Origin of the sequence: Methylophaga sp. UBA2012 (assembly GCF_002335235.1) — a bacterium.
Taxonomy (GTDB): Bacteria; Pseudomonadota; Gammaproteobacteria; order Nitrosococcales; family Methylophagaceae; genus Methylophaga; species Methylophaga thalassica.
This window is the reverse complement of sequence record NZ_DDCG01000013.1, coordinates 194,227-221,057: the sequence shown is the minus strand read 5'-3', so window position 1 is coordinate 221,057 and position 26,831 is coordinate 194,227. Positions and strand designations below refer to the sequence as shown.

The following is a 26,831-nucleotide window of genomic DNA, read 5'->3' as shown; positions in this document are numbered from 1 at the left end:
ATGGATATCAAGATCGAAGGTATCAATGAAGAAATCATGCGCACTGCATTAGCACAGGCACGTGATGGTCGTATGCATATCCTGACAAAAATGAATGCGGTCATTTCTTCACATCGTACTGAAATGTCTGAGTTTGCACCTCGCATCATCACCATTAAAATCAATGCAGATAAAATTCGCGATGTTATTGGTAAAGGTGGTGCTACTATCCGTGCAATTACCGAAGAAACAGGCGCTACAATCGATATCCAGGATGACGGTACCGTGATGATCTTCTCTTCTGATTACAATGCCGGACAACAGGCATTACGCCGAGTAGAAGATATTACAGCTGAAGTTGAAGTTGGCAAGATCTATGAAGGTCGCGTCGCTAAATTAATGGACTTTGGTGCGTTTGTCACCATTCTGCCTGGTAAAGATGGTCTGGTACATATTTCTCAAATTTCTGAAGAACGTGTTGAAAATGTGTCGGATAAACTCTCTGAAGGCGATTTAATCCAGGTGAAAGTTCTGGAAGTTGATCGCCAAGGCCGTATTCGTTTAAGTATGAAAGCGGTTAATGAAGAAACAAAAGAAGAAGAATAAATTTTTCTTTAATGTGTTCTGAAAAAGCCCCGCAATGCGGGGCTTTTTTTTATCAAAATAAATATAAATTTTTATCACCATTCAGACAATCACAGACCTGAGCAGACCTTATATAAATAGGAAAGAGTTCCTCTTGATAAGCTAAATGATAACGATTATCATTGATAAATTGATAAGGGGGATTTATGGCTCAAGAAAATGACGCAGTAAGTGCAGCAGAGAATATTGGCAATAGTACAGACACAGCAACGAATGTAGATTCTGCTGCCAATGCTGATCCAAGTGCAGTTACTACAGGGATAACTGATGCATTGAATGGTACGGATGTCAGCACATTAACTCAGCAGCAACCTGATGCGGTTATGTCTCAATTTGCTGAATTCATGCATGTTGGCGGTCCGGTTGTCTGGATTCTAACGGGATTTTCGGTTATCGCTTTAGCGATTGTGTTAATCAAACTTTGGCAGTTTATGTCTACGCGTCCAGAGTCTGCAAAACACCTCAAGTCTGTGATTCGTGACTGGCAAAAAGGTGATGCGGCTGAAGCCATGGTGAGACTCAATCCAAAACGTCCGGTAGATGAATTAGTCTTAATCTCTATTCGTGGTTTAACACAACATAAAATGGATTTGGCCACGTTAAAAGAAGAGCTGGATCGTGTTGCAACGCTTCGTCTCAATCAATTACGTGCGTATTTACGACCATTGGAAGTGATTGCCACATTAAGTCCATTATTAGGTTTGTTAGGTACTGTACTAGGAATGATCGTAGCTTTTCAGCAAATGGAAGCAGCGGGAAATCAGGTTGATCCTTCTGTGTTATCAGGTGGTATCTGGCAGGCATTGTTGACCACTGCTGTCGGTCTTGCTGTCGCTATTCCTGTGGTGACTGTACATAACTGGATGGAACGTAAGGTTGAACGTGTCGCTGCATTAATGAACGACACCGTCACACAAATCTTTACTGTTGAACGTGCTCAGCCTGTTTCTGCAGATAATAAAACCATGCGCCATGCTGCTTAATACTGAACAGCCAAGACATAAAAGAGCGATTAGCCTGACACCACTGATTGATGTTGTGTTCATTCTGCTATTATTTTTTATGCTCTCGTCCACCTTTATTCAGTGGCGCCAAATTGACGTATCGGCCCCGAGTGAATCACAGTCTGAATCACGTGATCAGCGTGTGGTAACGCTGATATCTAACGACGGCAAATATAAAATCGGCAATATGACCTTATCTCTTAAAGATATGGATTCTGTTATGACAGTCGTTAAACAGGATCCTGAAGCCGTGTATGTCATTGATGTGAAATCAGGTATTGAAACGCAAACAATGATTGATTTACTGGATGCATTTAAACAAGCCGGTGCCAAATCAGTCAGTCTGGCTGGAGTGAACTGATGAAAGTCGGGCAAACAATTCAACATAAAAAACCAGATCAGGATGATAGTCTGGTACCACTGATAAATATTGTTTTTTTAATGCTTATCTTTTTTATGGTAGCAGGCCATATCAGTCAATCCGATCCAATTAAAGTCCAACCGCCTTTATCGTCTAGTGAGACAAAACAGATAGAGCAGCCTCTGGTTATTGTGGTATCTGACAATGGTCAAGTAGCGATTGAGCAGGACATTGTGGACGATAATGCATTATTACCCGCTATCAACAAGCAATTTGAGGCTGCAGCAGATAAAGACAAGTTTCGTATTTTAGTCAAAGTGGATGGCAGTTTGCCTGTCGAACGCTTACAGCACGTATTATCGATTATCAAACAGTCAGGTATTAAACGTGTTTCACTAGCCACACAAAAACAAGCGGAAGTGTCATGACAAAACATCGTTATTGGATATTTGCGCTGTTTATAGCGGTTGCTATTCACGCCGCAGGCTTTGCTTTCTTTACTTATCATGCTGAAGAAGAGCATGGCGCTGAATTAGAGGGATTGCAGGGAGTAGAAATTGATCTCGGTATGCTGGGTGATCTTGGTGAAGTAGAGAAAACAGAAGAACAATCGACTGAAACCGAACCAGAGCCGGAGCCACAGAAAGAGCCAGAACCTCAACCTCAGCACGTAGTGGAACCTGAACCTGTTGTTGAGCCTGAGCCGGTGATTGAGCCGAAAAAATTGGAAGCAAAACAAAAAACAGAGACAAAAGTAAAAGCACAACCGAAGCCTAAACCACAAAAAGTGGTTGAAGAGGTTATTGAGAAAGAAGTAGAGCCGGTTAAGCCAGTTAAACAGCACACTGTAGCCAGTAGCACAACAAGCACAAGTGATAATAAACAAACATCACAGAAAAAGACTACCGGCCAAGCTAGTACTCAATTGAGTGGTGGTCAAATTGCTGCACAGAAATCGTATTACAGTGAACTCGCTGCTACGCTTGCTAAGCATAAGCGCTACCCTATGGCATCTAGGCGTCGTGGTGAAGAAGGGATTGTTAAACTCTTTTTTATTGTCGATCGTACCGGCAAGGTGCTGGAGTTTCGTATTACAAAAAGTTCAGGTTCAGCACGTTTGGATGAAGCCGTAATTAGCATGTTAAAAAAAGCACAGCCACTGCCATCGTTTCCTGATGATATGACGCAGTCTCAGCTCGAAGTTAATGTGCCTATTGCTTTCCAGTTAAATTCATAAGCTGATATTGATTTGATAATTGCTAATGGTGGTTAATATGCGTTCAATCTGGGTCGTCGCTCACCGCTGGTTTGGTCTGGCTACGGCAGTTTTTCTGTTTATTGCGGGACTGACGGGGGCAATCATTTCATGGGATCATGAGGTGGATGAGTGGTTAAACCCTCAGCTTTATAAAGCAAAAACACAAAGCCTAGATAACGATTTGGTAAGTCCGTTAGCACTTGCAAATAAATTCGAAGCGGAAAACCCACAGTTAATGGTCAGCTTTATGCCACTCAATATTGAAGCTGATCATAGTTTATTGATGACAGTGATGCCGAGACCTTTACCTGAAACAGGTAAGGCAGCACCTGTTGATTTCAATCAAGTTGCGATTGATCCTGCGACGTCAGAAGTCCAGACAACCAGAATGTGGGGCCAGATATCACTGAGCCGCGAGAATATTCTTCCTTTTTTATACAAGCTACATTACAGCATGCATATTCCAGATGGTTTTGGTATAGAGCTTGGTATTCTCTTTATGGGAATTATTGCTATTGTCTGGACGATAGATAGCTTTATTGCATTATGGATTAGCTTCCCAAAAGCCAAAAGTTGGAAAAAGTCATTCCGGTTTCGCTGGAAAAAAGGCGGTTACAAATTAAACTTTGATTTGCACCGTTCTGGAGGAGTTTGGCTCTGGGGATTTGTATTGATATTGGCTGTAACATCGATTTCGATGAATCTGAATAACGAAGTGATGCGACCAGTGATATCTGTTTTTTCTGAACTGACACCAACACCATTTGATCAGCGTACGCCCACAGCATTGGATGAGCCGGTGAATGCTGAACTGACACGCGAACAAATTTTACCCCTTGCGCGTGAGCAGGCCGATAAAATGGGGATTACAGATCCAGCCGGCGGTATTTTTTATGCATCTCACTACGATGTTTACGGGGTTGGTTTTTATAGACCAGAGAATGATCATGGTGATGGTGGTTTAGGTAATCCATGGCTGTATTTTGATGGTAAAAGTGGTGAATACCTTGGTGGTAAATTGCCGGGACAAGGAACTGCCGGAGATATTTTTATTCAAGCCCAATTCCCATTACACTCTGGCCGCATCATAGGTCTACCAGGGAGAGTGATGGTTTCTATTATGGGACTGATGATAGCGATTTTCAGCGTCACCGGTATTATTATCTGGGCAAAAAAACGCCGTGCCAGAGTCTCTACCCGAATCAATCAAGCGCTGAGTATGTCTTCTTCTCTCCACTAACATAGATAATGCTATGCTAGCTCCATTTGAATAAATGAAGGAGATATTATGCGTATTGATTGGCATCAGGTTTATGCCGCCATTTGGCGAAGCCGGAGTCAAAAGTTAAAGCCGGTGGTTCGTCTTGACGCTGTTCGAATGGATGAACTGCAGGGAATCGATAGACAAAAACAAGCTATTATTGAAAACACACAGCATTTTCTGGAAGGTAAAACCAGCAATCATGCCTTGTTATGGGGAGCGAGAGGTACAGGTAAATCTTCTCTGATTAAGGCGCTCCTGAATGAAATGGCACCTCAAGGCTTACGTATCATTCAAATTGATAAAGATGATCTGAGTTTTCTGCCTGAAATCCTTGATGAGTTGGAAGAAGAAAGTGAGCAATTTCGCTTTATCATTTTTTGTGATGATCTATCGTTTGAAGCCGGTGAATCCAGTTATAAACCATTAAAAACCTTACTGGAAGGTGGATTGGAACTGCCCCCTGAACATGTCAGACTTTATGCTACATCAAACCGACGTCATCTATTGCCAGAAAAGCAGTCTGAAAATCAGCTAAGTGGATTAGTCGATGGTGAAGTGCATTATGCTGATAGCCTGGAAGACAAATTAGCCCTATCGGATAGGTTCGGACTGACCTTATCTTTCTACCCAGCTAACTGGGAAAATTATTTTGCTATAGTTGAAAAATTATTTGCCGATATCAGTACTGATAAGAGTCAATTACATGAGGCTGCCCGCCTTTACGCGATGGGAAGGGGGAGCCACAGTGGTAGAACGGCAAAACAGTTTTATCAATATTATCGTGCTCAGTTTTAGCTATAACCACACGAATGCTTGGTTGATTATTGATCATCTGTTTGGCTAAATGAAATTAAAGAATGAATGATGATGTCTAGCATCTAAATACTTACTTTTATTCATTGATATAGAGTAGCGTGGCTGTAATTTCATAAAGGATTATCGAAATGAATCGAGACAATTCTTTTTTCGAGTTTGACGCCGAGAATACTATTTCCTCAACGTCGAAAAAGCCGCGTTGGTTAGTCCTCAGTGTAGAGGATAATGACACTTTTCAACAATCATTAGTCAATGCCTTATCAAGAATGATTGTACAAGGGCATACCATGGAAGTGCTCACAGCCTCTTCAGCAAAAGAGGCTCGACTTATCCTGGAAAAGCGTCCAGATATTAATTTGATACTCCTCGATGTTGTTATGGAATCTGATGATGCTGGCTTACGCTTAGTTGATTACATCCGCAGTACGCTCAATAATCCTATTATTCGAATTATTTTACTAACCGGGCAGCCCGGAGTCGCCCCCAATCGTGATGTGATGGAGCAGTATGATATTGACGATTACTGGTCTAAAACCGATTTGGGTGAAGAGCACTTATTCAATGTGATGAACGGTAATCTGAAAACCTGGCGTCGCATGAACGAGTTAAAAAGTGCCCGTCAGGGATTAGAAAGAGTCGTCACTGCTTCACAAGCCATTTCAAGACAGAACGACTTACCCCATTTTTCGCAAACTGTGCTTGAAGAAATCGACCGGATTATCGGGATCACCGACGGCGGTATTATGAGTTTGAAAATGACGGAGCCGCTTGATTTAGAGAAAGGCTCCGCGGTTTTAGCGGCAACAGGACAATATCAACCTTATGTAGGACAATCAATTACTATTCTGGAAAATGAAATCCTGTTAAAAAGAATAAAAAAAACAATACAGCAAAAACAGCACATGTTTGTAGGACGCTATTCGTTATTGTATTTTTCATTTAAACAGCCTAATCCGGTCTATTATCTAATTGTCGTCAAGTCCGCCACAGCATTAACTGAGTCAGATATTCACTTACTAAAGGTCTTTGGCGAGAATATCTACAATGGTTTTGCCAATATTGCACTCACAGAATATTTAAACGAACTGGCATTCAAACATTGGCAAACCGGGATATATAATCGGAACTGGTTTTGTCAACAACTGGCTGCTGATGAGTATTGGGGTGAGCAGGCACAAATTGTTTTAATTTCGATTGATAGATTCAGTGATATTACGGTGACTTTTGGTGAGAAGTTTGCCATTCAATTATTAAAGACAGTGCACGACGAGTTATCACAAGTTGAAGGAATACAAGCAATAGCCATCATCAGTCGGGATGCATTTGCAATTTTATTGGATAAGTCACATGTACTATCTGCTTCAAGATTTGATGAGATATTAGGTAAGAAAAACCAGATCCAGCGTCGTGAGCATAAGATTATTGCGAAAGCCGTTTCAGCTCAGTTAGCTCCATCATTGAACCGAAGTCCCGAGCGTTTACTTGGACAAATGGAAAGTCACCTATATCGTCTCAGAGCCGTCAGTAGCAGCCATTTTCACCATGTTTCTTTAGACAATGAAGCTATGTTTTCTAAGCATTTGGAAATGCTGAATGATTTTAATATTGGTCTGACAACAAATGAAATACACGCCTACCTTCAACCCAAAGTCGATATGGTGAGCGGGAGATTGATTGGCTTTGAGGCACTGGCACGCTGGTTTAAATCGGATGGTGAAATGGTACCGCCAGATATTTTTATCCCTATTGCTGAAGCATCGGGCTTAGTGGAGCAGTTAGATAAAGCCATATTATTGCAATGCTGTGCGGCCATCAAACAACTACAGGCTGCTGGGATAAGTGTACCTATTTCTTTTAATGTCTCCTGCCATGAATTATTACTCAGTGATTTTTCCTCTACCATTCTGTCATTACTTGAGGCAGAAGCTATTTCGCCGCATCAGGTCGATATGGAAATAACTGAAACCTTAGCCATGATTGATTATGAGCAGGTATCAGCAACATTGAGAAAGCTCATTGCTCTTGGAATGGATGTGAGTATTGATGACTTTGGTACTGGTTTCTCTTCTTTATCACATGTGACAGAACTGGCTGCAACTACCTTAAAAATTGATAAATCGTTCGTGCAGTATCTTGGTGAAAGAGAATCGTCTGAACATGTGGTAGATATGATCATACGGATTGCTACACGGTTTGGACTCAAAGTGATTGCTGAAGGTGTCGAAACCACACTGCAAAGAGATAAGCTGATTGAACTTGGATGTACTTTAGGGCAGGGCTATTTTTATGCCCGACCGATGCCTATTGACGAGGCGGTTGGGTGGGCACTAAAACACCCGTAACAGCTTCTGAAACCAAGGGATTTCATCTGCCATTAATATTCAGAAATGTATGGCAAAGCCTGGTTATTCTCTATCTGCCCATTTTCTTTGTTATCAGCTTTCTCAGTTATCACATTTATCTTCAAATACTTGAATCAAATTATCAGCCGTATTTTGAAGCACAGCAAAATCGGCTCGATAATGCTATGAATACTTTTTCAAGAGAACTGGGGCATATCCAACAGTTAATTCGTCTGCTTCGTTACAATCAACAGTTTGAACAATCATTGCCGTTTGGTCAGCCGCCGGATTTTTCTTCAATAGAAAAGATGTTTACTGATTTCTCAAACGTTTCATCTTATATCAGTCAGGTGAGGTGGCTGGATAAGCATGGGATGGAAAAAGTCCGAGTCAATATCAATGGCGATGACATCATCGTTGTTGAGCAAAAACAATTACAAGATAAATCTAAACGCGACTATTTTCAGGCAGGGATGAAACTTCGGGGAGATGACGTATTTATTTCAGCGATAAACCCCAATATTGAAAATGGGAAAGTCATCATGCCTCTCGAAAAAACTATCCGGGCAGTGATGCATACTGCGCCGGAGGATGGTTTACAGGATGGGGTGTTAATTATCAATTTTGTGTTAAATGATATGCTTGAGTCTCTCGACCAGGGGCAAGGCAATAAATTACGCATAATTGATAATAAAGGTTATTGGATTATGCATCCTAATGCTTCGCTTGATTTTCGTTCGTATACAGACTACCTCGTCAGAACAAACACCTTACTACAAGCTGATGTCATCAGAACTATACTTAAGCAACAGCCATTACATAACTTCATAAAAGATAACAGGCTAATCAGTTACAGTGTTATAGATCTTGGTGATAATACGGCCGAGAGTCGTCATCGCCTGTTTTTTATTGATAGCTCCGAACCGGATTTATTAAATGATGTCGAGCAAAAAGTTGCTTTAATCGTCTTTAGTCCGGCTATATCGATTTTGCTGATTGTCTTGTTTTTGATTTGGCGTTTTCTTCACGATGGACGAAAACAGTATGACTTGTTCAGAGAACTGGCTATAGAGAAAGAGGCATTATCTCTCTCTAATCAACAATTAAAGATCGCCTATGAACAACAACAACAAATGCAGGACTCCATGGTCGAACTGCGTAAACTGTCTTCAATGGGGATGATGGTGGCAGGTTTAGCTCATGAATTAAATACGCCGTTAGGCGGTGCTTCACTGACATTATCGAGCCTTGATTCATCCCGTAGACAACTAGCTTTAGCGGTCACTGAGGGGTTGAGAAAAAGTGATCTTCAGGATTATTTAACACAGACGGCCGATACGATTGAACTTGCTCAAAAAAATCTACGAAGAGCCACTGATTTAGTCACCAGTTTTAAACGTCTGGCGGTTGACCGACATACTGATGAGGCAACGGAATTTGATTTAATGCTGGTGATTAAAGATGTCACCACAACATCTTTACCCAGACTGAAGGGGTTTGATATTCGTTTGGATATATCTGGGCCTGAAGAGCTAGTGATACAGAGTTACGCTGGCATTATTTCCCAGTTATTCCAGAACATGATTGATAATGCGATTGCACATGGTTTCGCTGGACGTGCTGGCAGGCAAGTTCAGATAGACGTTTTTCAGGAAACACTAGATCATGTGACGGTAACAATCTCTGATAATGGCAATGGTATTGAGGCGGATCGATTGAAAAAAATCTTTGATCCGTTTGAAACTAACGCGAGGGGAGAAGGACACACAGGCCTTGGATTACACCTTTGCCACCAGTGGATCACACAGTTGTTACACGGCTCAATTAGCGTAAGCTCACAGCCTGGTAAAGGCACGTCCTTCATACTGGTTATTCCCGTTCAGCTGAATGAGCCGGGATAATCGATAACGTCGCAGTGTGGCCGTCACTATTTACTTGATTTTGATACTGCCACTGCAATTTACGACAAAGTTGTTCGGTGAGTTGCAGGCCTAAACCAAAGCCCTGATCTTCGCTGCTATTACCTTTATCCGCTTGAGTGGAATGATTACGAATGCTGATCTGCGCACCATGCTGTTGAATACTGACATGGCCATTCCAGGTATGCTGAAAGGCATTTCTTATCAGGTTGCCAATGATGATTCTTGCTGCCACGGAAGACTCATGCAACTCACATGCTTGTGTTTCAACTTGGATAGTAACGGGTTTGCTTTTGAGCAAATAACGTAATTCATCGACTAAGTTATCGATTAATTCATCCAGACGAAAATGTTGTTTGACCAATGAGTCAGTCTCATCACGATTTAGCCACAATAATGTTTCGCACAGATTCTGCATCGTCAGGCTGGCGCGTTCAATTCGTTCAAAAATTTCCTGCTGCTTATCGGGTAAAGCGCTGGACTGTTTTTGCTGAATTTTATGCATTAATTCCACATTATTTCTGATCACACTGATAGGTGTGCGTAATTCATGACTGGTAAAGCGTAAGAATTTTTGTTCGCGTTCCATCGATGCATTGACGGATGATAAAGAACCCTTAATTAGCTCTGCCATCTCATTAAGCTCTGGATAGGCAAAATCAGGCGGTGACTGTTTTAGTGTTTCTGGGCGAAGTTCATGTGTCCATTTTGTGAGTTTTGAGACCGGCTGCGATAAACGTTTCATCAATAACCAGGTCACCAGCGCGAGGAGCAGGGTAATACCCATACTCAGGCTGATAATAAGCTGGCGGCTCTGTCTGGCATTTTGACCAACTAAGGGAGAAGCATCCGCCCTGGTAAAAGCACGACTGACAAAATAAGTCTGACCTTCCACTTTCAATTTGATCAGAAAATACATTAAATAAGGACGTTTTCCAGGTTCAGACTGTTTACGTTGCTTATGTAACACACCAAATCGTTTGGGTTCTTTAAAGTAGGTTTTTATCTGTTCGGTCTGCGCTTCCCATGTTTGTGTGACAGTGTAATTATCAACATTGCCTGGATTTGCCTTTCCCTCTTTTATGCCACTAAGATAATCTTCCGCTGCGTTCTCCATATTGGCTGAAATAATGCTATCCATGCCACGGAAAAAGAAATGAATACTGAGCATGGAGTAACCCGTAACAATGGTTATTCCGAGTATCAAAAAAGACAGAGCGATCCAGAGTTTGAGGCTGAGTTTAAGTTTCATTTCTTAGTGCAAACCCATGGCCGGAAATGGTGTGAATTAAAATTTTATCAAATGGCGCATCAACGGCTTTTCTTAGATGAAACATGTGTACTTTGAGACTGTCGCTATCAGGTGGTGAATCGCCCCAGATAGCGGCTTCCAGTTTTTGTTTGCTTACCACATCGGGGTAAGCACGCATTAAGACTTCTAATAACTGCCAACTGGTTGGTGAAAGTTTTAAGTTCAGTCCTCGGCGAGTGACAGTTTTTGTCTGAAGATCCATGATTAAATCATCGCATTGCAAGCGTTGCACCTGACCACTACGACGACGTGCCAGTGCCTGAATACGTACAACCAGTTCATCCAGATCAAACGGTTTGACCAAGTAGTCATCTGTTCCAGTGTTAAAACCGGTAATTTTGTCACTGATTTGGTCACGTGCTGTCAGCATCAGAATAGGGATATCATAACCTTGTCCGCGTAATCGCTCACACACTGTCAGACCATCCATTCTGGGCAGATTTAAGTCCAGTAACAATACATCATAGTGATTGTCCTGACTTAACTGTAAGCCAGCAATCCCATTACTGGCATGATCACATTCGATATTTTCTAAACTGAGATAATCAATGACCGTTTCAGCCAGGTCGAGGTCATCTTCAATTAATAACACATGGAACATGGTTAATTTACCTCAGCACGGTGTGTGATGGATTTTCGTTTAAATAAGGCTAAAACATCATTTTGAATCAGTAATAAGCTTGGAATTAAAATCAAAGTGATGATAGTGGCAAACATAATGCCGTAGCCCAGAGAAACTGCTGCCGGAATTAAAAACTGGGCCTGCCGGGAGGTTTCACTTAATAAAGGCATCAGACCGGCAAATGTGGTGACAGAGGTCAACAATACCGGGCGTAAACGACTTCGGCAGGCGATGCTGATGGCTTGTTTAATATCGTCATATTCATGGCGAATATCATTGAAGCGTGAGACTAGCAGTAGGCTGTCGTTGACCACCACACCACTTAAAGCAATGATGCCATTCAACGATAAAATACCTAAGGTCAGATCGTTGACCCAGTGACCCAGTATGGCACCGACAATGCCGAAGGGAATAGCGGTCATAATCAATACCGGCTGAATGTAGGAGCGCAATGGAATCGCCAACAGCATATAAATTATCAGGATGGCGATTAATGAGACATGCACCATCGAAGACTCTGTTTCAGCTTGTTCTTCAGCTTCACCGGCGAAGTGAATATCCAGCCCCGGATATTTTCGCATCAAATTAGGCACAATATTCGTCTGTAACTGTGATACCAGTTCAGTAGTGGATAAGATATCTTTGTTCACATCCGCAGAAATATATACCGCCCGTTTTTTATCTATTCGGGTGATTGAGTCGCGGGTAAAACCGAAGCTGACATTCGCCACACTCGATAATGGCACGACATCGCCATTCGGCGTTCTGACACGTGAGTTGAGTACGTCGGCGGCATTTTGACGTTGTTCTTCCGGATAACGTACCTTGACTTCAATTTCATCACTATTGCGTTGATAGCGTTGAACGACTTGACCACTAAAGCCCTGTAATATTTGTACTGCCAAATCGTTTGTGGTCATCCCCAATGCCCGGCCTTGAGGGTTCAGTGATAAATGTAATTGCGGCTGACCCGGCTCAAGATTATCGTCAATACCACTGATAGCAGGGATAGCCGTCAAGGTATTTTTAATATCGTTACCCGCTAATTCAAGAATCTGATCATCATTGGCACGTAATTCAATACGAAGATCTTCCACTGATCCATGTCGTGATCTGACACTGACGGTTTTTGCCCCTTCAGGTATGCCGACTAACTGACGCCAGTGATGGCTGAATGTAGTAATGTCATAAGGTGCACTAGACTTTAGTTCGACCGTGACCGTACCTGCCTGATCACTCGATGACAAAATTTGCAGATTAGCAATATCATCGTTACCACCTAACTCTTTGTCTGTCTGATAAGCGAGTTTTTCCATCAAAGCCAGGTCATTATGTGTCAAGCCATAGCTCACATCGTTTTGCATCGTGAGCTGAGCACGGACGGTATCGCCTGGAATAGAAGGGAAAAAGCTCAGTCTAACCATGCCGGTCATCGGCATAGTCATCACAAAAATAAATAAAGCAATAAACAACACGGTGACCGCATAGCGTTGGTTTAATGCGAAATTAATTGTTGGGCGGTAACAGGATTGATTAAACCATTGCAGACCACTATCCATCGTGTGCTGAATGGTATGCCAGACTTTTAACAATCCACGCTCGCTGATTTGACGCCGGGTGTTCAGATGGGCGAGATGCGCAGGCAGGATTAATTTTGATTCGATAATGGATAAAATCAGACAGATTGTGACCACGGCGGCAAATTGTGAATACAGCCTGCCCAAGCCACCTTCGAGTTGCGATAAGGCATAGAATGCAGCGACTGTAGTGAAGACACCGAATAGAGTAGGAATCGCAACGATCATCGTGCCTTTGATAGTATTTTCAATGGTATCGCCTTCTTTCGATCTGACATCGTAAACCGATTCACCCACAACGACGGCATCATCAACCACAATACCTAATGCCAACAGAAAGCCAAAGGTAGTGAATTCATTGAGTGATAGCCCCATAAAGCTGTCGCCCATAAAATAAAGTGTGCCGAAAAAGATGAACGGCAGTCCCATGGCAACCCAGAAAGCGACGGTCAGGTTCAGGAACAAAGCGAGCAGAATGAAAACCATAACGATGCCGGTAAAGGCATTTTTAACCAATAATTCCAGACGCTGTTTAATGGATTCGCTACGGTCATACCAGGCTTCGAGCTGAACGTTGTCAGGCAGCTTTCCATCCTGCTGCCATTCCTCAGCTACTTTTTTTGCAGCATTAACCGTATTGGTGATGTCATCCTGACCGGTGGTGATGACTTGTAATGCAATACTGTCATGGCCTTGAAAGCGAGATAAGACCGAAGTACTGTCATCATAGGTATCATTAATTTTGGCGACTTCACCCAACATTAGTTGGTTACCATTCGCCAGTGTGAGTAGCGGAATAGAGGCAAAGTCCTGCTTCAGATAAGCCTGCTCTGATGCTTTTAGCTGCAAGTAAACCGTTTTATTGCGTAATACTGCCGTCATGGTATTGGATGAACCGGCATTGATTGCTTCTTCTACATCAGATAAAGACAGGCCGTAGGATTGTAATTTGCCATCATCAATTTCTATGGCCATCATCGGATCCAGCCAACCAGAAATATTGACTGAGCTGATATTGGGATTGGCGATTAGGTCAGTTTTTAAATTGTAAGCAAGTTGTTGCAGGCTATGTCTGTCGGTATCACCATACAACTGCAACCACAGTGAGTGTTCTTCACGCTGTGCTTTTTCAATAACCGGTTTTTTGGCATCAGCCGGAAAGGTAGATATCGCATCAACTTTGGTTTTGACATCACGTAATAAAGTGTCGAGGTCATATTCACTTTGTTTCTCAACATTGACAGTGACGCCTGTACCGGTCGAAGTACTAGTAATACGTTTTATACCAATCACGTCCTCAAGCTGTTCTTCTATCTTTATCGCCAGTCCTTCTTCTGACTGTTTGGCAGAACCGCTGTCATACGATACGGAGATAGTTAAAGAGCTTGGATCCTGGCTTGGGAAGGCTTCTTTACGTAATTGACCTGACTCCAGCACACCCAGCACAATGACCAGAATCATGAGTAAGTTAGCGGCCACCGGATTAGCGGCAAACCAGCCTATAATCCCACTTGAGAATGATTTTTTCATCATTAAAGCGCTACCTCAACCGGGTTAACAGCCATGCCTTCAAGGTAGCTGTTTAAAGGGCTAACGAGGATCATAACGGGCGTATTGTTTAAAGGTTCAGGTGGTTGTATATAGATATAACCGCTGCTGGAAAATAATGGCGAGGCACTGAATTTTTGCAGAGTGTTATCCGCAGCAACATACCAGACCTCACCGCGTTGACTTAAGGCGCTGTTAGGCAGTTTCCAGACACCAGCGACATTTCTACCTGTGATATGGGCGCTGACAAAGGTACCAGGGAATAAGGCGGGTTCGAGATCCAGAGGTTCATCTACTGCAATAATGAGACTGCGCTGGCGGGTTTCGACATTCAGATTTTGCTCAGCCCTTAAAACACGTCCTTGCCATATATGATGATCTTCGACACTTTCAATTTCAACGGGCCACTTCCCACTGTTGAGTATTGCCAGACTAGGTAAGTTATTCCACTCTTGAGCAGACAGCGCCACACTGATTTCAACACGATCAGTACTGTATAAGGTCGCCACTTCAGAGCCTGTTTGTACATAACCGCCAGGGGATACGGCACGGTTGATCACTAACGCATCAAAAGGCGCTTTTATAGCGGATTGAGACAGATCTTTTTCAGCTGCTTTTAAGCTGGCCTCTGCCTGTTTTACCGTTGCTTTTGCTGCAGCCAGTTGGGGTTTTCGTAATACTAAATCGGAATCAGGTTCGCCTTCTAATCCCGATGATTTCCATTCACTTAAAGCCTGTAAACCTTGTCGTTCCTCTTCAAGTAAACTGACTTTAGCTGAACTTAATGCCTGGCGTGCACTTTCAACAGCAGCTTGATATTCACTGTTTTCCAGCCTTGCCATTATGGTATTTTTTTTGAGCCGTTTACCGGTTTCAAACTGATCTGATATGGAATCAATCTGTCCGGCCACCTGCGCAGTTAAAGTGATATCAAAGTGCGGTTTGGCCGCACCGTAGGCTTTGACTTCAGATGCATAGCTACCTGCTACCACTTTAATCACAGACACATCCGGGCTCGGTGCTTGCTCTTTTTTCGTCGGAATAGGGAGATTGGCCTGTGCTGCAGACAGGTGCTTTACCACCACGACAGTGATAATCAAAATGCAGCAAGCAATAAAGAATAGAATGATTTTTGGTAGGTGGCGTTTCATGATGCTGTTCCCAGGCCCAGTGCTAAGCCAAGATTAATGCGGTTGATTAAACGTTGATAAATCAGGTTGTCCAGAGAGGCTTCCAGATTGTAGGTTTGTTGTTGAACAGTTAATAAATCCAGAATATCGACTAGGCCGGTTCGATAACTTGTTTGATATTGTTTCAGACTGTTCTGGGCACTTTTTAATGCAGCGGAAATATGTTGCTGACGAGTCATCAGATTTTGTTCCAGACTCAGGTATCGTTCAACTTCATTAATAGCGGTTAATAGTGTTTCTCGGTAGCTCTGGTAGCTATAAGCTTCATTTAACTCAGCTTCTTTGGCAGCAGCACGTAGTTCTCCGCCTTGATAAATCGGGGCTGTCAGTTGCGCCAGTAATGACCACAAAGGTGAAGCCATTAATGCCTGGTGAGGTGAAGAGGCCGCATCTTTGATTGCAGCGCCGAGATCCAAATTAGGCAGTAGTTGTTTATACGCTACTTTGGTTCGTAACTGATTGGCTTCTATTGCAGTATAAGCGGCTTGTAAATCGGGCCGACGTGCCAGAGTTTGTTGTGGTAAGTCAGCTAGTGCCAGTTTGACTTGAGGGTAGCTTTCCGGAGCAGCGATGTCCTGAGCATTGCTCAGTCCCACTAATTGCTTCAAGTCACGCTGTTGTTGACGGTAATCTTCTTGATAGGAAGCCAGACTTGCCCTGGATTGTGCACTGGCACTGCGAGCATTATCCAGATCTTCTAACGTACCAATGCCATTTCTGTAGCGTTGCAGAATATAGGTTTCATTTTGCTCTAGGGTATTCAAGCGCTGCTGTTCTATATCAATGGCATGTGACGTAGCAGTGAGATTTAACCAGGCTTTCATTACTTCGGCGCTCAAACTATCTCGGGCCGCCTGATAAAGCAGGGCTTGTTCTATAACGTCTTTACTGGCTGCCTGACTATTGTTTTTTAACTTACCCCATAGGTCAGCCTGCCAGCTGATATCAATATTACTAGTAAAGCTATCCGAAGCATTTTCACTGCGGGTGGCACTGGCATCCGCACTGACTTGTGGTTTACGTGCCGCATCGGTTTGTTGTAACTGTGTTTGACGAATTTGTAGCGTTAACCAGGTCTGCTGCAATGTGGGATTGTTAGCGACAGCTGTTTCTACCAGCTGATTGAGCTGCTCTGAATCAATCAGACTATTAAGCGAAACAACAGCAATAGCATCAGCAGATTGTGACCAGGCAGGCAGCGCTTGTTGTTGCTCAATTTGTTGTGTGTAATCAGGACTCGCAGGCATGGAAATACATGCTGATAGCAACAATGTAGTACTCAACAGTGTGATTACTTTGCTTTGTCTGACACAAGCTAACTTCATGAATACCTCTATCAACGTTTACCTGCACAGCATAGATGGCTGTCAGTTAAGACGGGGTTAAAAATTACGGCTGCGTTTGCGGCTGTTGTTGGCCGTATTGCAGTAATGTCCTGAGGATGGGACCTAGTAAGGAACAGACAAACATGATGAGAACCATCGGCCACGGTGTCCCATCGCCGAGTAAACCAACCAGCGAACCGCTGAGCGCACCGGCAGCAAAGCCAATGGAGCCCAACAATGCGGTTGCCGTTGCACTGTTGTGGGGGAAAAACTCCACCGTCCCAGACGTGGCATTTGAGACAATCAATCCCATTGCAGCAATAAATAAAATCAATAAACTCACCACAAACCAGAGTTGAGGCTGTGCGATGACACTGACATAGCTTAATAAAATTAAGCTGGTCAGAATTTGTGCGGCTTGCCCTAAACTTAATAAAAAATGTGGTTTGTAATAGTGCAACAAACGAATATTGAGGCGGTTCGCCAGCATCATACCGATCACATTCAAACCAAATAGAAACGGATAGATGGTTTCGCTGATTTCAAAATATCCCATGTACACGGAAGGTGAGCCTGTAATAAAGGCAAACATTCCTGCGAGGGCAAAGCATTGAGAAAAAATAAAGCCCAGAGCACAGCGATGACTCAATACCATGCCATAGCGCTTGAGCATACTAGTGCGTTCGGTTGTCTTTTTACGGGTTTCTGGCAGTCGAAAAAACAGTGCTATGCCGATAGTTAAACCATAGACAAGTAAGAAAACAAAGATAAGCCGCCAGCCACTGATATGCAGGATCAGCATGCCGATAAGTGGCGCCAATAAAGGTGCAAGCATCATGATAACTGCCATATTGGAAAGGTGTCTGGCACTGTCTTTGCCATGACTTAAATCTCGAATAACAGCGGCAGCATTGACAACGGCAACGCCTCCGCCAATGGCTTGAATGACTCTAAAGCCCCAAACACTGTGGATATCCTGGCTGAAAATAATACCAATCGTACCTAGACAGAAAATCGTCAAACCACTGCCCGTTGCTGTGCGTCGGCCAAAATGATCGGAGAATGGTCCACCCAATATCTGACCTAGTGCAAAACCAGCCAAGTAGAGGCTCAAGGATATTTCGGTGTCATGAATACTGGTGATTAAATCGTTAGCCATTTGAGGGATGGCTGGTAAGTAGGCATCAATCGCTAACGGCGTCAGCGCGGTCAACGCTGCCAGTAATAAAATAAGTGCCTTCGTTGGCGCTGTCGTTTGGTTCATAAGGTATCAATGGTTGATGAGTCAATAGAGGCAAGTGTCGACTTGAGTAAGTTCGCTAGTAAGGCTTTATCTTTGTTTTCTATCGAAGAAAGGAGCTTTTCAAGTAATACAAAGTGAGCTGGATAGGCCGTGTTGATAAGCTTTTTACCACTGCTGGTTAAAGAGACCAACACTTTTCGACGATCCTGCTGACAATGTTTGCGCTGAATGAGCATTTTCTGTTCCAGTCTATCCAGCCGGCTTGTCATGGCACCAGAGGTGAGCAGCATGCTCTGGTAAAGCTCTGATGGGGTCAAATAGCATTTGTTTTCACGTTTTAACGTGGCGAGTACATCAAACTCACCCGGCTTGAGATCAAAGGTCCGGTGTAGCTCGGCCAGTTGCTGTTCAATAGTCTTTGCTATGCGCAAAATTCGGCCGACGACTTTGATGGCATCTGCATCGGTCTCTAGACCCACGTGTTTCCATTGCTGCATGATGACATCCAAATCATCCATATTTTGTGGCGACATGACTTACCTGATTAGCTGAAATTTATTTATCTTAACATAGAGATAGTTAACGTTAAGTTAATTTTATTTCACTGTTTTTAAAAGCAAATATTTAATAGCCGCTAGAGGAAGTTTTTCCTGAAATTGAATGTAATATTGATGCTGACTATAGAAGCAAATTATAATATTCGTGATCGCAATGATCAGAAGGATGACAGGATTTATCATTAACTATCAGATCCTGTTTCATCATGCAGAACATGCCGTTCTGATCTCACTTACCGTATTCGGCTACAACGATGAGATGCCTGTCATAACAAGCGTAATGCTTTGTTTTTCATGAACCGTTGTTAGCTGTTTTTATTATCTTGTCCGGAGAGATGTCCTAGTGAGTCATTACAAGCCCTACAATGGTCCAGCTGCTGGTTGGGGTGCACTTATCAGTGTTACTCGTAACTGGTTGGGTAGCAAAAATGCTATATCCAACATCCGTGCGATGCTGAAAACAAATCAGGATCACGGTCTTGACTGCCCAGGGTGTGCCTGGGGGGAAACGCCTGAAAAAGGCATGATTAAATTTTGTGAAAATGGCGCTAAAGCAGTTAACTGGGAAGCCACTGGCCGTAAGGTCACCCCAGCCTTTTTCGCTAAGTACAGTAATACTGAATTACTCAAAGAGAGTGATTTCTGGTTGGAGTCACAAGGCCGTATTACCCATCCGATGCGTTACAACGCAGACACAGATCATTACGAGACCATTACCTGGCAAGAAGCGTTTGATACAGTAGCAAAACATCTTAACCAACTTGATTCTCCTCATCAGGCAGAATTCTACACCTCTGGTCGCGCCAGTAACGAAGCGGCATTTTTGTATCAGCTTTTTGTTCGTGCCTTTGGTACCAATAATTTTCCTGACTGCTCCAATATGTGCCATGAAGCCAGTGGTATAGGCATGTCTGAAGCAATTGGCGTGGGAAAAGGAACGGTTACCTTTGAAGACTTTGCTGAAGCGGATGCGATTTTTGTCATCGGTCAAAATCCAGGCACCAATCATCCACGCATGTTGGAACCGTTAAGTGAAGCGGTAAAACGTGGCGCGCATGTGGTGTGCTTTAACCCACTAAAAGAACGTGGCCTGGAACGTTTTCAGCATCCACAAAGCCCGCTTGAAATGCTGACCAATGAGTCAGAGCCTACGAATAGTGCCTATTTCAGACCCGCATTAGGCGGAGATATGGCGGCTATCCGCGGTATGGCCAAATTCTTATTACAATGGGATCGTGAAGCGCAGCAAAAAGGCAAACCTGCCGTATTAGACCATGCGTTTATCCAGCAACATACACACGGTATGGACGATTATTTTGCCGAAATCGATAACACTCCTTGGGAGTTAATCGAATCTCAGTCGGGTTTGAGCCTGGCCGAAATTGAAATGGCTGCCAGAATTTATAGTAAAGCTGAGCGTGTCATTATGTGTTGGGCTATGGGGATCACACAGCATGTACATTCAGTACCGACAGTACAGGAAATTGTGAATCTGCAATTACTGCGTGGCAATATCGGTCGTCCTGGTGCGGGATTATCGCCTGTACGTGGTCACAGCAATGTGCAGGGTGATCGTACGATGGGGATTGATGAGCAACCACCGGAATGGTTGTTGGATGCGATTGAAAAACGCTTTGATTTTAAAGTCCCGCGCGATCATGGACATACAACGGTTCAGGCCATTGATGCGATGGAAAAAGGTCAGGCGAAAGTGTTTTTCGGGCTCGGTGGTAACTTTGTTCAGGCAACCCCAGATACCGAACGTTCTCATCAGGCTATGCGAAATTGTGATCTGACTGTGCAGATTTCAACCAAATTGAACCGTAGTCATCTTGTTACTGGAAAAGAAGCCTTGATCCTGCCTTGTCTGGGACGTACTGAAAAAGACTTCCAAAAATCAGGGTTACAGGGTGTGACGGTGGAAGATACCTTCAGTATGGTACATATCTCCTATGGCCAGCTAAAACCATTTTCACCTCTATTACGCTCTGAAGCGTCTATTATTGCTGGTATCGCTAAAGCCACATTAGGTAATAAACCCGTGGATTGGGAATGGCTGGTAGAAGACTATGATCGCATCCGTGACTTAATCGCTGAAGTCATTCCTGGTTTTGAAGGTTTCAGTGAGAAAATACAACATCCGGGTGGCTTCTACTTAGGTAATGCGGCGGCGGAACATCAATGGAACACTTCAACAGGCAAAGCTAACTTTGTTGCCAATCCATTACCTAAAACCTTGTTACAGGATCAGGTCACCATGAAAGGGCAAACGCCAGATCTGATTTTGCAAACCATGCGTTCACACGACCAATACAATACAACGGTTTACAGTATGAATGACCGTTACCGTGGTGTGTATGGCATGCGTGATGTGGTCTTTGCAAATGAAGCGGATATTAAACGTCTTGGCCTCGAGCATGGCCAGAAAGTTGATATGATTACCGTTTGGGAAGATGGCAAAGAAAGAAAAGTGTCTAACTTCACCTTGTTGAGTTATGACATCCCGCAAGGTCAGGCGGCAGCATATTACCCGGAAACGAATCCATTAGTGCCACTGGAAAGTTATGGTGATAAGACTTTTACACCGACCTCTAAATTCATTGCAATTAAAGTGGTGGCCAGTGCAGCTAATGCCAATGAAGCGGTGACAGCATCTGTAGCCTAAGTTAGACCAGGCAAGAAATAAAAAAGGCACTGATGATCAGTGCCTTTTTTTATGTGATATAGCAAGTGTATTTGCTATTAGATTTCCGCTACTGCTTCCATGCATTCAGGCAAGGTTTGACCACCATCCACGACAATCTGCTGTCCTGTGATGTAAGCCGCTTCATCAGCAGCAAAGAATAAGGCCGCGTTGGCAATATCTTCGACGGCACCCAGACGTTTTAATGGGATCGCCGCAGCCATGCTGTTCAGATATTCTTCACCCAAACTGGCTAAACCTTCAGTGTAAATATTTCCTGGCATGACGGCATTGATTGTGGTGTTATAACGAGCCAGTTCCATTGCAGCTGTTTTCATAAAACCTAACTGACCTGCTTTTGTTGCACCGTAGTGAGACCAGCCAGGGTAACCGGTGATTGGGCCAGTGATAGATGAGGTCACCACCACACGACCTTTACCTTGTTTTTCGAACTGTGGAATACACGCTTTCACACACAAGAAGGTGCTTTTCAGATTGGCTGACATGATGTCATCCCAATCTTCTGGTGTTAAGTCGACAATTTTCTTTTGTGGAAAGGTGCCTGCATTCGCGCAGAGAATATCAACGCTACCGAAACTCTCTTCGGTATAGGCGACTAATGCCTGAACTTGCTCCCAGTTTGAGACGTCGCATAAGTAATAATCTGCTGTGCCACCGTTGGCATTAATTTCTTCAACAGTTTGTTTAGCAGCGGCTTCACCACGAGCAGCGATCATGACTTTTGCACCTTGCTTTGCAAATACACTGGCAATACCTTTACCAATACCTTTCGAGCCACCAGTGACAATGACAGATTTGTTCTTAATTGAAGTGAGCATATGCAGTTCTCCGTATATTTATTGAATAGTGTTGTGACTGTATTTTTAACATAAATCTTGCACTTTGCAACAAAAATATTGCAAGTCAGTAAAAATGGATATATAAATGTGGCTAATTGATACAGTTTTTAGAGGTTTGTTTTTATGGCTGGTTTATATAATTCCTTGTTTGTTCAAGGCTTAACTCGCGGAGTGAAAGGTTTGCTTCCTCAGTGGGGTGTTTCGGATGAGGCCACAATTTCGTTATTGACCGTGTCGGAAAATGCCACATTTTTAATTAAAGATAAGCCGCGTGGTAGCAAGTTTATTATTCGGGTACATCGGCCTGATTATCATTCTAAAAATGAGATTCTGTCTGAACTGATGTGGATACAATCATTACGTCAGCAGCAAGTACTGAATACTCCCGAGCCGCTCGCAATGAAAGATGGATCGCTGGTAGCAGAGTTTGATGATGACGGCACAGCACGTTATGTGGTGGCGTTTGAGTTTCTTCCTGGACAGCAGCCGAGTGAAGATGAATCGTTGATAGAGGGCTTTGAGTTATTAGGTGAGACTTCAGCAAAGCTGCACCTGCACGCAAAAGAGTGGACATTACCTGACACGTTTGAGCGTAAAAAATGGAATTTTGATAGTGCTTTTGGCCGCCAACCTTTATGGGGAGACTGGCGTGAGGCTTTGGGTCTGGATGAGCAAGGTAAAAATGTGCTGGAAAGACTGTGTGAAGTCCTTGAGTCAAAACTGGCAAATTATGGTGAAGGACCAGAACGGTTTGGTCTGGTTCATGCTGATTTACGTTTAGCCAATTTATTGGCCGACGGCCATGATCTCGGCGTCATCGATTTTGATGACTGCGGTTTTAGCTGGTTTATGTATGATTTTGCTTCAGCGGTGTCGTTCCTTGAGTTATCGCCATTATTACCAGAACTAGAGCGTGCCTGGATACGGGGTTATAGAAGCGTTTCACCGCTATCCGAAGAAGATGAAGCGATGATTTCGACATTTGTGATGTTCCGGCGCTTGCTGTTGACCGCATGGGTCGCGAGTCATCCAGAAACGGAAACCGCAGCGGAAGCGGGCTTTGATAAATACACAACCGGTACCATTGAATTAGCTAAACGTTATCTTGATGAGCATGAAGAACAGGAAAAGTTACCCCTGAATGAAAAGCGTATTCTCGATATGAATGCGTTTGAAGCTAAGCCTGGTAAACATAATAAAAATGTGGAAAGACGATTAGATAATCTGGGCGCCGCATCTGTATTGTTTTATCAAAACCCGATTGAAATGGTCTCTGCTCAGGGCGCTTGGATGCATGCTGCAGATGGTAAACGCTATCTTGATTTTTATAATAATGTGCCTTGTCTGGGGCATTGCCATCCGAGAGTTGTCGCGGCTGTATCCAAACAAATTGCAACCTTAAACGTGCATACCCGCTATTTGGTCTCTGTGGTGGATGATTATCTGGAATCACTGAAAGCAACATTGCCAGATTCTCTATCCAATGTGGTGATGACATGCTCAGGGAGTGAAGCCAATGACCTGGCTATGCGTCTGGCAGAAAATGCATCAGGTGGAACCGGTTTTATAGTCACTGAAGATGCGTATCACGGTAATACCAGCTTAGTGACAACGGTGTCACCGTCGATCATCAAGCATGGCAGTTTACCTGATAATGTGGTCGCGATTCCGGCACCATCATCTGCTATTTATGGTGACGATATTGCTGGGGGATTTGCCGCGAAAGTGGCTGAGGCTGTTGAAACGCTTGAGCAGCGTGGCATAAAGGTGGCGGCATTATTAGTAGATACGATTTTCTCATCGGATGGTATTTACTCAGAGCCACGAGGGTTTCTGAAACAGGCCGTTAATGTGGTACGAGATGCTGGTGGTGTCTTCATTGCCGATGAAGTTCAACCTGGATTTGCCCGCATGGGCGAGACCTTCTGGGGCTTCGACTTCCATGGACTGACGCCAGATATTGTCACAATGGGTAAACCGATGGGAAATGGTTTCCCGATGGCCGCTGTGGCAACGCGACCGGATTATCTTGAATCGTTTTGTGCTGATGTCGGCTACTTTAATACTTTTGGTGGTAACCCTGTTGCGGCAGCGGCCGGGCAGGCGGTACTGGATACGATACAGCAGGATAATCTGCAGGAAAATGCACGCAAGATGGGTGCATATCTCAAACAGCAGCTTCAGTTTATGGCCAAACAATCATCTTTTATAGCTGATGTGCGTGGCCAAGGTTTATTTTTAGGAATTGATATTGGTGAAAGAGATAATAAACACATTCCTGATCCAGGCAAAACCCGACAAATTATTAATGGTCTGAAACATGCCGGCGTGTTAATTGGGGCAGCAGGAAAATATGGAGCAACCTTGAAGCTTCGCCCTTTATTGACATTAACGCGTTACGAAGCAGATTTCTTTTTAGATGCTTTATCCAAGCAGGTCTAACTCATATTTATCATTGAGGCGGTTCAGGTTGCCGCCTCGCTGATATTCACCTTATCAGCCGTTAAGGCTTTCTTTAATGGTCCACTGGGTTGACGATCTGTCACTAGATGATCAATTTCATTCCATCTGGCATAGCGCGCAGTTGCCAGACGATCAAATTTACTGTGATCAGCGACCACCATCGTATTGGCACTTTGGCGAATCATTTGTTTATAGACATCAGCAGCGTCGGTAAGTGCATCAGCCGGCCCGGTAGGTGCCAGACTACTAGCCCCAAGAATGGCCCAGTCAGCCGTGTAATCTGATAAAAACTGACAAGTCTGCGAACCATGTGTTGCGCCTTCTTCGCCATGATAAATACCGGGTGCCATGATCACTTTAATCGTTGGATTGAATGATAGGACAGTGGCCACACCAAAAGCATGGGTGATGACCGTAATATTATTCATTTCATAGGCAATCCGTTTCGCGACTTCAACCGTGGTGACACCTGAACCTATCATCAGCACTTTAGCCCCTTTCAACATCGGTGCGGCTTTTTTTGCAATGGCTGCACGCTCTGCCAAATTGGCTTTATGACGTTCATTGAGAACAGGTTCAGCCGCCTGTCTTAGTAAAGCACCACCATATGTGCGACTAATCAGATTTTGTTCTGCTAGTTCTTCTAAATCTCGACGGATAGTTTCAGTGGTGACTTGCAGTGTTTTTGCTAACTCACTCACCCGCATAGAGGGATTGATAGTCAGTTCGTCAATGATTGCTTTGTGTCGTGCTACTTTTTTCCGTGACATAGTTACAGCCTTATGAAGAACCTAAAAGTTACCACAAAACCTCGCATCGCTAACATGTCTGTTGTGTTAAACATTAGGATTTGTCTTGTTTGATTGTTTCCCCAGGCGTTTTCAGCGAAAATAGGCGACTTTTCTGAACCTTCAGAATAATTAGTATTCATAAGAGCATTACATTCATGTCATCTAGCCCAGTTCAACAAGCGGCATCAAAACGCCGTACTTTTGCGATTATTTCGCATCCCGATGCCGGTAAAACGACATTAACTGAAAAGCTGCTCTATTTCGGTGGTGCGATTCAGATGGCCGGTAGTGTCAAATCCCGGAAAACTGATCGTCATGCCACGTCTGACTGGATGGAAATGGAGAAAGAGCGTGGGATCTCGGTCACTTCATCTGTGATGCAGTTTCCTTACCGTGACCGTATAGTCAACTTACTGGACACACCGGGCCATGCTGATTTCTCAGAAGATACGTACCGGACATTAACGGCGGTTGACTCGGCCCTGATGGTGATTGACAGCGCGAAAGGTGTTGAAGAACGGACCATTAAATTAATGGAAGTGTGTCGCCTGCGTGACACGCCGATTCTTACTTTCGTGAATAAACTTGACCGCGAAGGTCGTGAACCGATTGAACTACTTGATGAAGTCGAAACGATTCTGAACATTCAGTGTGCCCCGATTACCTGGCCAATTGGTATGGGGAAAGGTTTTAAAGGTATTTTCCATTTACTGAATGACAGTGTGCATATATTCGAACCACACAGTAAAGAAGCCGGAGAAATTATTGAAGGCTTGGACAATCCAAGACTGGATGAGCTGTTTGGCAGTATGGCCGAAGATTTACGTGAAGAAATTGAGTTAGTACGTGGTGCCAGTCATGAATTTGATTTGGATGAATTTCTGGCCGGGCGTCTGACACCAGTATTTTTTGGTTCAGCGATGAATAACTTTGGTATTACCGAGTTGATGGATTCTTTCGTCGAATATGCACCACCGCCACAGCCGCGCGAAACCAAAACACGTGAAGTGGGTGCAGCTGAAGAAGCGTTCAGTGGTTTTGTGTTTAAGATTCAGGCCAATATGGATCCGAA

General features: G+C 43.6%; 21 protein-coding genes. 12 read left to right on the top strand and 9 right to left on the bottom strand.

From position 1 onward, the window contains the following. From B2248_RS10590 to B2248_RS10550, 9 genes are all read left to right on the top strand, one after another. A partial coding sequence (locus B2248_RS10590; protein WP_286722977.1) for a S1 RNA-binding domain-containing protein occupies positions 1-585 on the top strand: 585 nt, incomplete at its 5' end. A gap of 185 nt (positions 586-770) precedes the next feature. Continuing rightward, entirely contained in the window at positions 771-1,607 is an 837-nt protein-coding gene (locus B2248_RS10585) for a MotA/TolQ/ExbB proton channel family protein (protein WP_273182283.1), read from the top strand. Continuing rightward, positions 1,597-1,989, top strand: a complete 393-nt coding sequence (locus B2248_RS10580) for an ExbD/TolR family protein (RefSeq protein ID WP_007145763.1) — start codon at positions 1,597-1,599, stop codon at positions 1,987-1,989. Before B2248_RS10585 ends, B2248_RS10580 begins: the two co-directional genes overlap by 11 nt. Continuing rightward, a complete protein-coding gene (locus B2248_RS10575) occupies positions 1,989-2,417 on the top strand; it encodes an ExbD/TolR family protein (RefSeq protein WP_273182281.1) in 429 nt (142 codons plus the stop codon). The genes B2248_RS10580 and B2248_RS10575 overlap by 1 nt, the downstream gene beginning before the upstream one ends. Further along, entirely contained in the window at positions 2,414-3,226 is an 813-nt protein-coding gene (locus B2248_RS10570) for an energy transducer TonB (protein WP_273182278.1), read from the top strand. Before B2248_RS10575 ends, B2248_RS10570 begins: the two co-directional genes overlap by 4 nt. A gap of 37 nt (positions 3,227-3,263) precedes the next feature. Then, the gene (locus B2248_RS10565; protein WP_273182275.1) at positions 3,264-4,487 is read left to right on the top strand and encodes a PepSY-associated TM helix domain-containing protein; all 1,224 of its coding nucleotides are present in this window, start codon (positions 3,264-3,266) and stop codon (positions 4,485-4,487) included. A gap of 48 nt (positions 4,488-4,535) precedes the next feature. After that, positions 4,536-5,306, top strand: a complete 771-nt coding sequence (locus tag B2248_RS10560) for an ATP-binding protein (protein WP_007145759.1) — start codon at positions 4,536-4,538, stop codon at positions 5,304-5,306. 149 nt (positions 5,307-5,455) lie between these two features. Beyond that, on the top strand, positions 5,456-7,669 hold the full coding sequence (locus tag B2248_RS10555; protein WP_273182272.1) for a bifunctional diguanylate cyclase/phosphodiesterase: 2,214 nt from the start codon (positions 5,456-5,458) through the stop codon (positions 7,667-7,669). After that, positions 7,648-9,570, top strand: coding sequence for a sensor histidine kinase (locus B2248_RS10550; RefSeq protein ID WP_273182270.1), 1,923 nt, complete (start codon positions 7,648-7,650; stop codon positions 9,568-9,570). The genes B2248_RS10555 and B2248_RS10550 overlap by 22 nt, the downstream gene beginning before the upstream one ends. Here the strand turns inward: B2248_RS10550 and B2248_RS10545 are convergent. From B2248_RS10545 to B2248_RS10515, 7 genes are all read right to left on the bottom strand, one after another. Then, positions 9,539-10,840, bottom strand: coding sequence for a sensor histidine kinase (locus B2248_RS10545; protein WP_273182268.1), 1,302 nt, complete (start codon positions 10,838-10,840; stop codon positions 9,539-9,541). The genes B2248_RS10550 and B2248_RS10545 overlap by 32 nt on opposite strands. Further along, positions 10,830-11,501, bottom strand: a complete 672-nt coding sequence (locus tag B2248_RS10540; RefSeq protein ID WP_273182267.1) for a response regulator transcription factor — start codon at positions 11,499-11,501, stop codon at positions 10,830-10,832. The genes B2248_RS10545 and B2248_RS10540 overlap by 11 nt, the downstream gene beginning before the upstream one ends. A gap of 2 nt (positions 11,502-11,503) precedes the next feature. Next, entirely contained in the window at positions 11,504-14,632 is a 3,129-nt protein-coding gene (locus B2248_RS10535) for an efflux RND transporter permease subunit (protein WP_273182264.1), read from the bottom strand. Continuing rightward, positions 14,632-15,798, bottom strand: coding sequence for an efflux RND transporter periplasmic adaptor subunit (locus B2248_RS10530; RefSeq protein WP_273182262.1), 1,167 nt, complete (start codon positions 15,796-15,798; stop codon positions 14,632-14,634). Before B2248_RS10530 ends, B2248_RS10535 begins: the two co-directional genes overlap by 1 nt. After that, positions 15,795-17,162 (bottom strand): TolC family protein, encoded by a 1,368-nt coding sequence (locus tag B2248_RS10525; RefSeq protein ID WP_273182260.1) that lies wholly within the window; start codon positions 17,160-17,162, stop codon positions 15,795-15,797. The genes B2248_RS10530 and B2248_RS10525 overlap by 4 nt, the downstream gene beginning before the upstream one ends. A gap of 64 nt (positions 17,163-17,226) precedes the next feature. Further along, positions 17,227-18,426, bottom strand: a complete 1,200-nt coding sequence (locus tag B2248_RS10520; protein WP_273182259.1) for a multidrug effflux MFS transporter — start codon at positions 18,424-18,426, stop codon at positions 17,227-17,229. Beyond that, positions 18,423-18,938, bottom strand: coding sequence for a MarR family winged helix-turn-helix transcriptional regulator (locus B2248_RS10515; protein WP_007145749.1), 516 nt, complete (start codon positions 18,936-18,938; stop codon positions 18,423-18,425). Before B2248_RS10515 ends, B2248_RS10520 begins: the two co-directional genes overlap by 4 nt. Before the next feature lie 367 nt (positions 18,939-19,305). Here B2248_RS10515 and B2248_RS10510 point away from each other — a divergent pair, with 367 nt between their 5' ends. Then, entirely contained in the window at positions 19,306-21,627 is a 2,322-nt protein-coding gene (locus tag B2248_RS10510) for an FdhF/YdeP family oxidoreductase (protein WP_273182256.1), read from the top strand. Between the two features lie 77 nt (positions 21,628-21,704). Here the strand turns inward: B2248_RS10510 and fabG are convergent, their stop codons facing one another. Further along, a complete protein-coding gene (fabG, locus tag B2248_RS10505) occupies positions 21,705-22,484 on the bottom strand; it encodes a 3-oxoacyl-ACP reductase FabG (RefSeq protein WP_273182255.1) in 780 nt (259 codons plus the stop codon). A gap of 144 nt (positions 22,485-22,628) precedes the next feature. Between fabG and B2248_RS10500 the strand changes: the two genes are divergently transcribed. After that, positions 22,629-24,947 carry an aminotransferase class III-fold pyridoxal phosphate-dependent enzyme gene (locus B2248_RS10500; protein WP_273182252.1) on the top strand — a complete coding sequence of 773 codons (2,319 nt, stop codon included), beginning with the start codon at positions 22,629-22,631 and terminating at the stop codon, positions 24,945-24,947. A 23-nt stretch (positions 24,948-24,970) separates the two neighbouring features. On the opposite strand, the gene B2248_RS10495 is transcribed toward B2248_RS10500, so the two are convergent. After that, positions 24,971-25,738, bottom strand: a complete 768-nt coding sequence (locus B2248_RS10495) for a DeoR/GlpR family DNA-binding transcription regulator (protein ID WP_273182250.1) — start codon at positions 25,736-25,738, stop codon at positions 24,971-24,973. A gap of 176 nt (positions 25,739-25,914) precedes the next feature. Between B2248_RS10495 and B2248_RS10490 the strand changes: the two genes are divergently transcribed. Further along, a partial coding sequence (locus B2248_RS10490) for a peptide chain release factor 3 (RefSeq protein ID WP_286722968.1) occupies positions 25,915-26,831 on the top strand: 917 nt, incomplete at its 3' end.

Coding starts and splice junctions, on each gene's coding strand:
- B2248_RS10495 (WP_273182250.1), bottom strand. CDS start 25,738: ATGTCACGGAAAAAAGTAGCACGACACAAAGCAATCATTGACGAACTG.
- B2248_RS10580 (WP_007145763.1), top strand. CDS start 1,597: ATGCTGCTTAATACTGAACAGCCAAGACATAAAAGAGCGATTAGCCTG.
- B2248_RS10545 (WP_273182268.1), bottom strand. CDS start 10,840: ATGAAACTTAAACTCAGCCTCAAACTCTGGATCGCTCTGTCTTTTTTG.
- B2248_RS10520 (WP_273182259.1), bottom strand. CDS start 18,426: ATGAACCAAACGACAGCGCCAACGAAGGCACTTATTTTATTACTGGCA.
- fabG (WP_273182255.1), bottom strand. CDS start 22,484: ATGCTCACTTCAATTAAGAACAAATCTGTCATTGTCACTGGTGGCTCG.
- B2248_RS10575 (WP_273182281.1), top strand. CDS start 1,989: ATGAAAGTCGGGCAAACAATTCAACATAAAAAACCAGATCAGGATGAT.
- B2248_RS10565 (WP_273182275.1), top strand. CDS start 3,264: ATGCGTTCAATCTGGGTCGTCGCTCACCGCTGGTTTGGTCTGGCTACG.
- B2248_RS10585 (WP_273182283.1), top strand. CDS start 771: ATGGCTCAAGAAAATGACGCAGTAAGTGCAGCAGAGAATATTGGCAAT.
- B2248_RS10530 (WP_273182262.1), bottom strand. CDS start 15,798: ATGAAACGCCACCTACCAAAAATCATTCTATTCTTTATTGCTTGCTGC.
- B2248_RS10570 (WP_273182278.1), top strand. CDS start 2,414: ATGACAAAACATCGTTATTGGATATTTGCGCTGTTTATAGCGGTTGCT.
- B2248_RS10500 (WP_273182252.1), top strand. CDS start 22,629: ATGGCTGGTTTATATAATTCCTTGTTTGTTCAAGGCTTAACTCGCGGA.
- B2248_RS10515 (WP_007145749.1), bottom strand. CDS start 18,938: ATGTCGCCACAAAATATGGATGATTTGGATGTCATCATGCAGCAATGG.
- B2248_RS10525 (WP_273182260.1), bottom strand. CDS start 17,162: ATGAAGTTAGCTTGTGTCAGACAAAGCAAAGTAATCACACTGTTGAGT.
- B2248_RS10540 (WP_273182267.1), bottom strand. CDS start 11,501: ATGTTCCATGTGTTATTAATTGAAGATGACCTCGACCTGGCTGAAACG.
- B2248_RS10535 (WP_273182264.1), bottom strand. CDS start 14,632: ATGATGAAAAAATCATTCTCAAGTGGGATTATAGGCTGGTTTGCCGCT.
- B2248_RS10555 (WP_273182272.1), top strand. CDS start 5,456: ATGAATCGAGACAATTCTTTTTTCGAGTTTGACGCCGAGAATACTATT.
- B2248_RS10560 (WP_007145759.1), top strand. CDS start 4,536: ATGCGTATTGATTGGCATCAGGTTTATGCCGCCATTTGGCGAAGCCGG.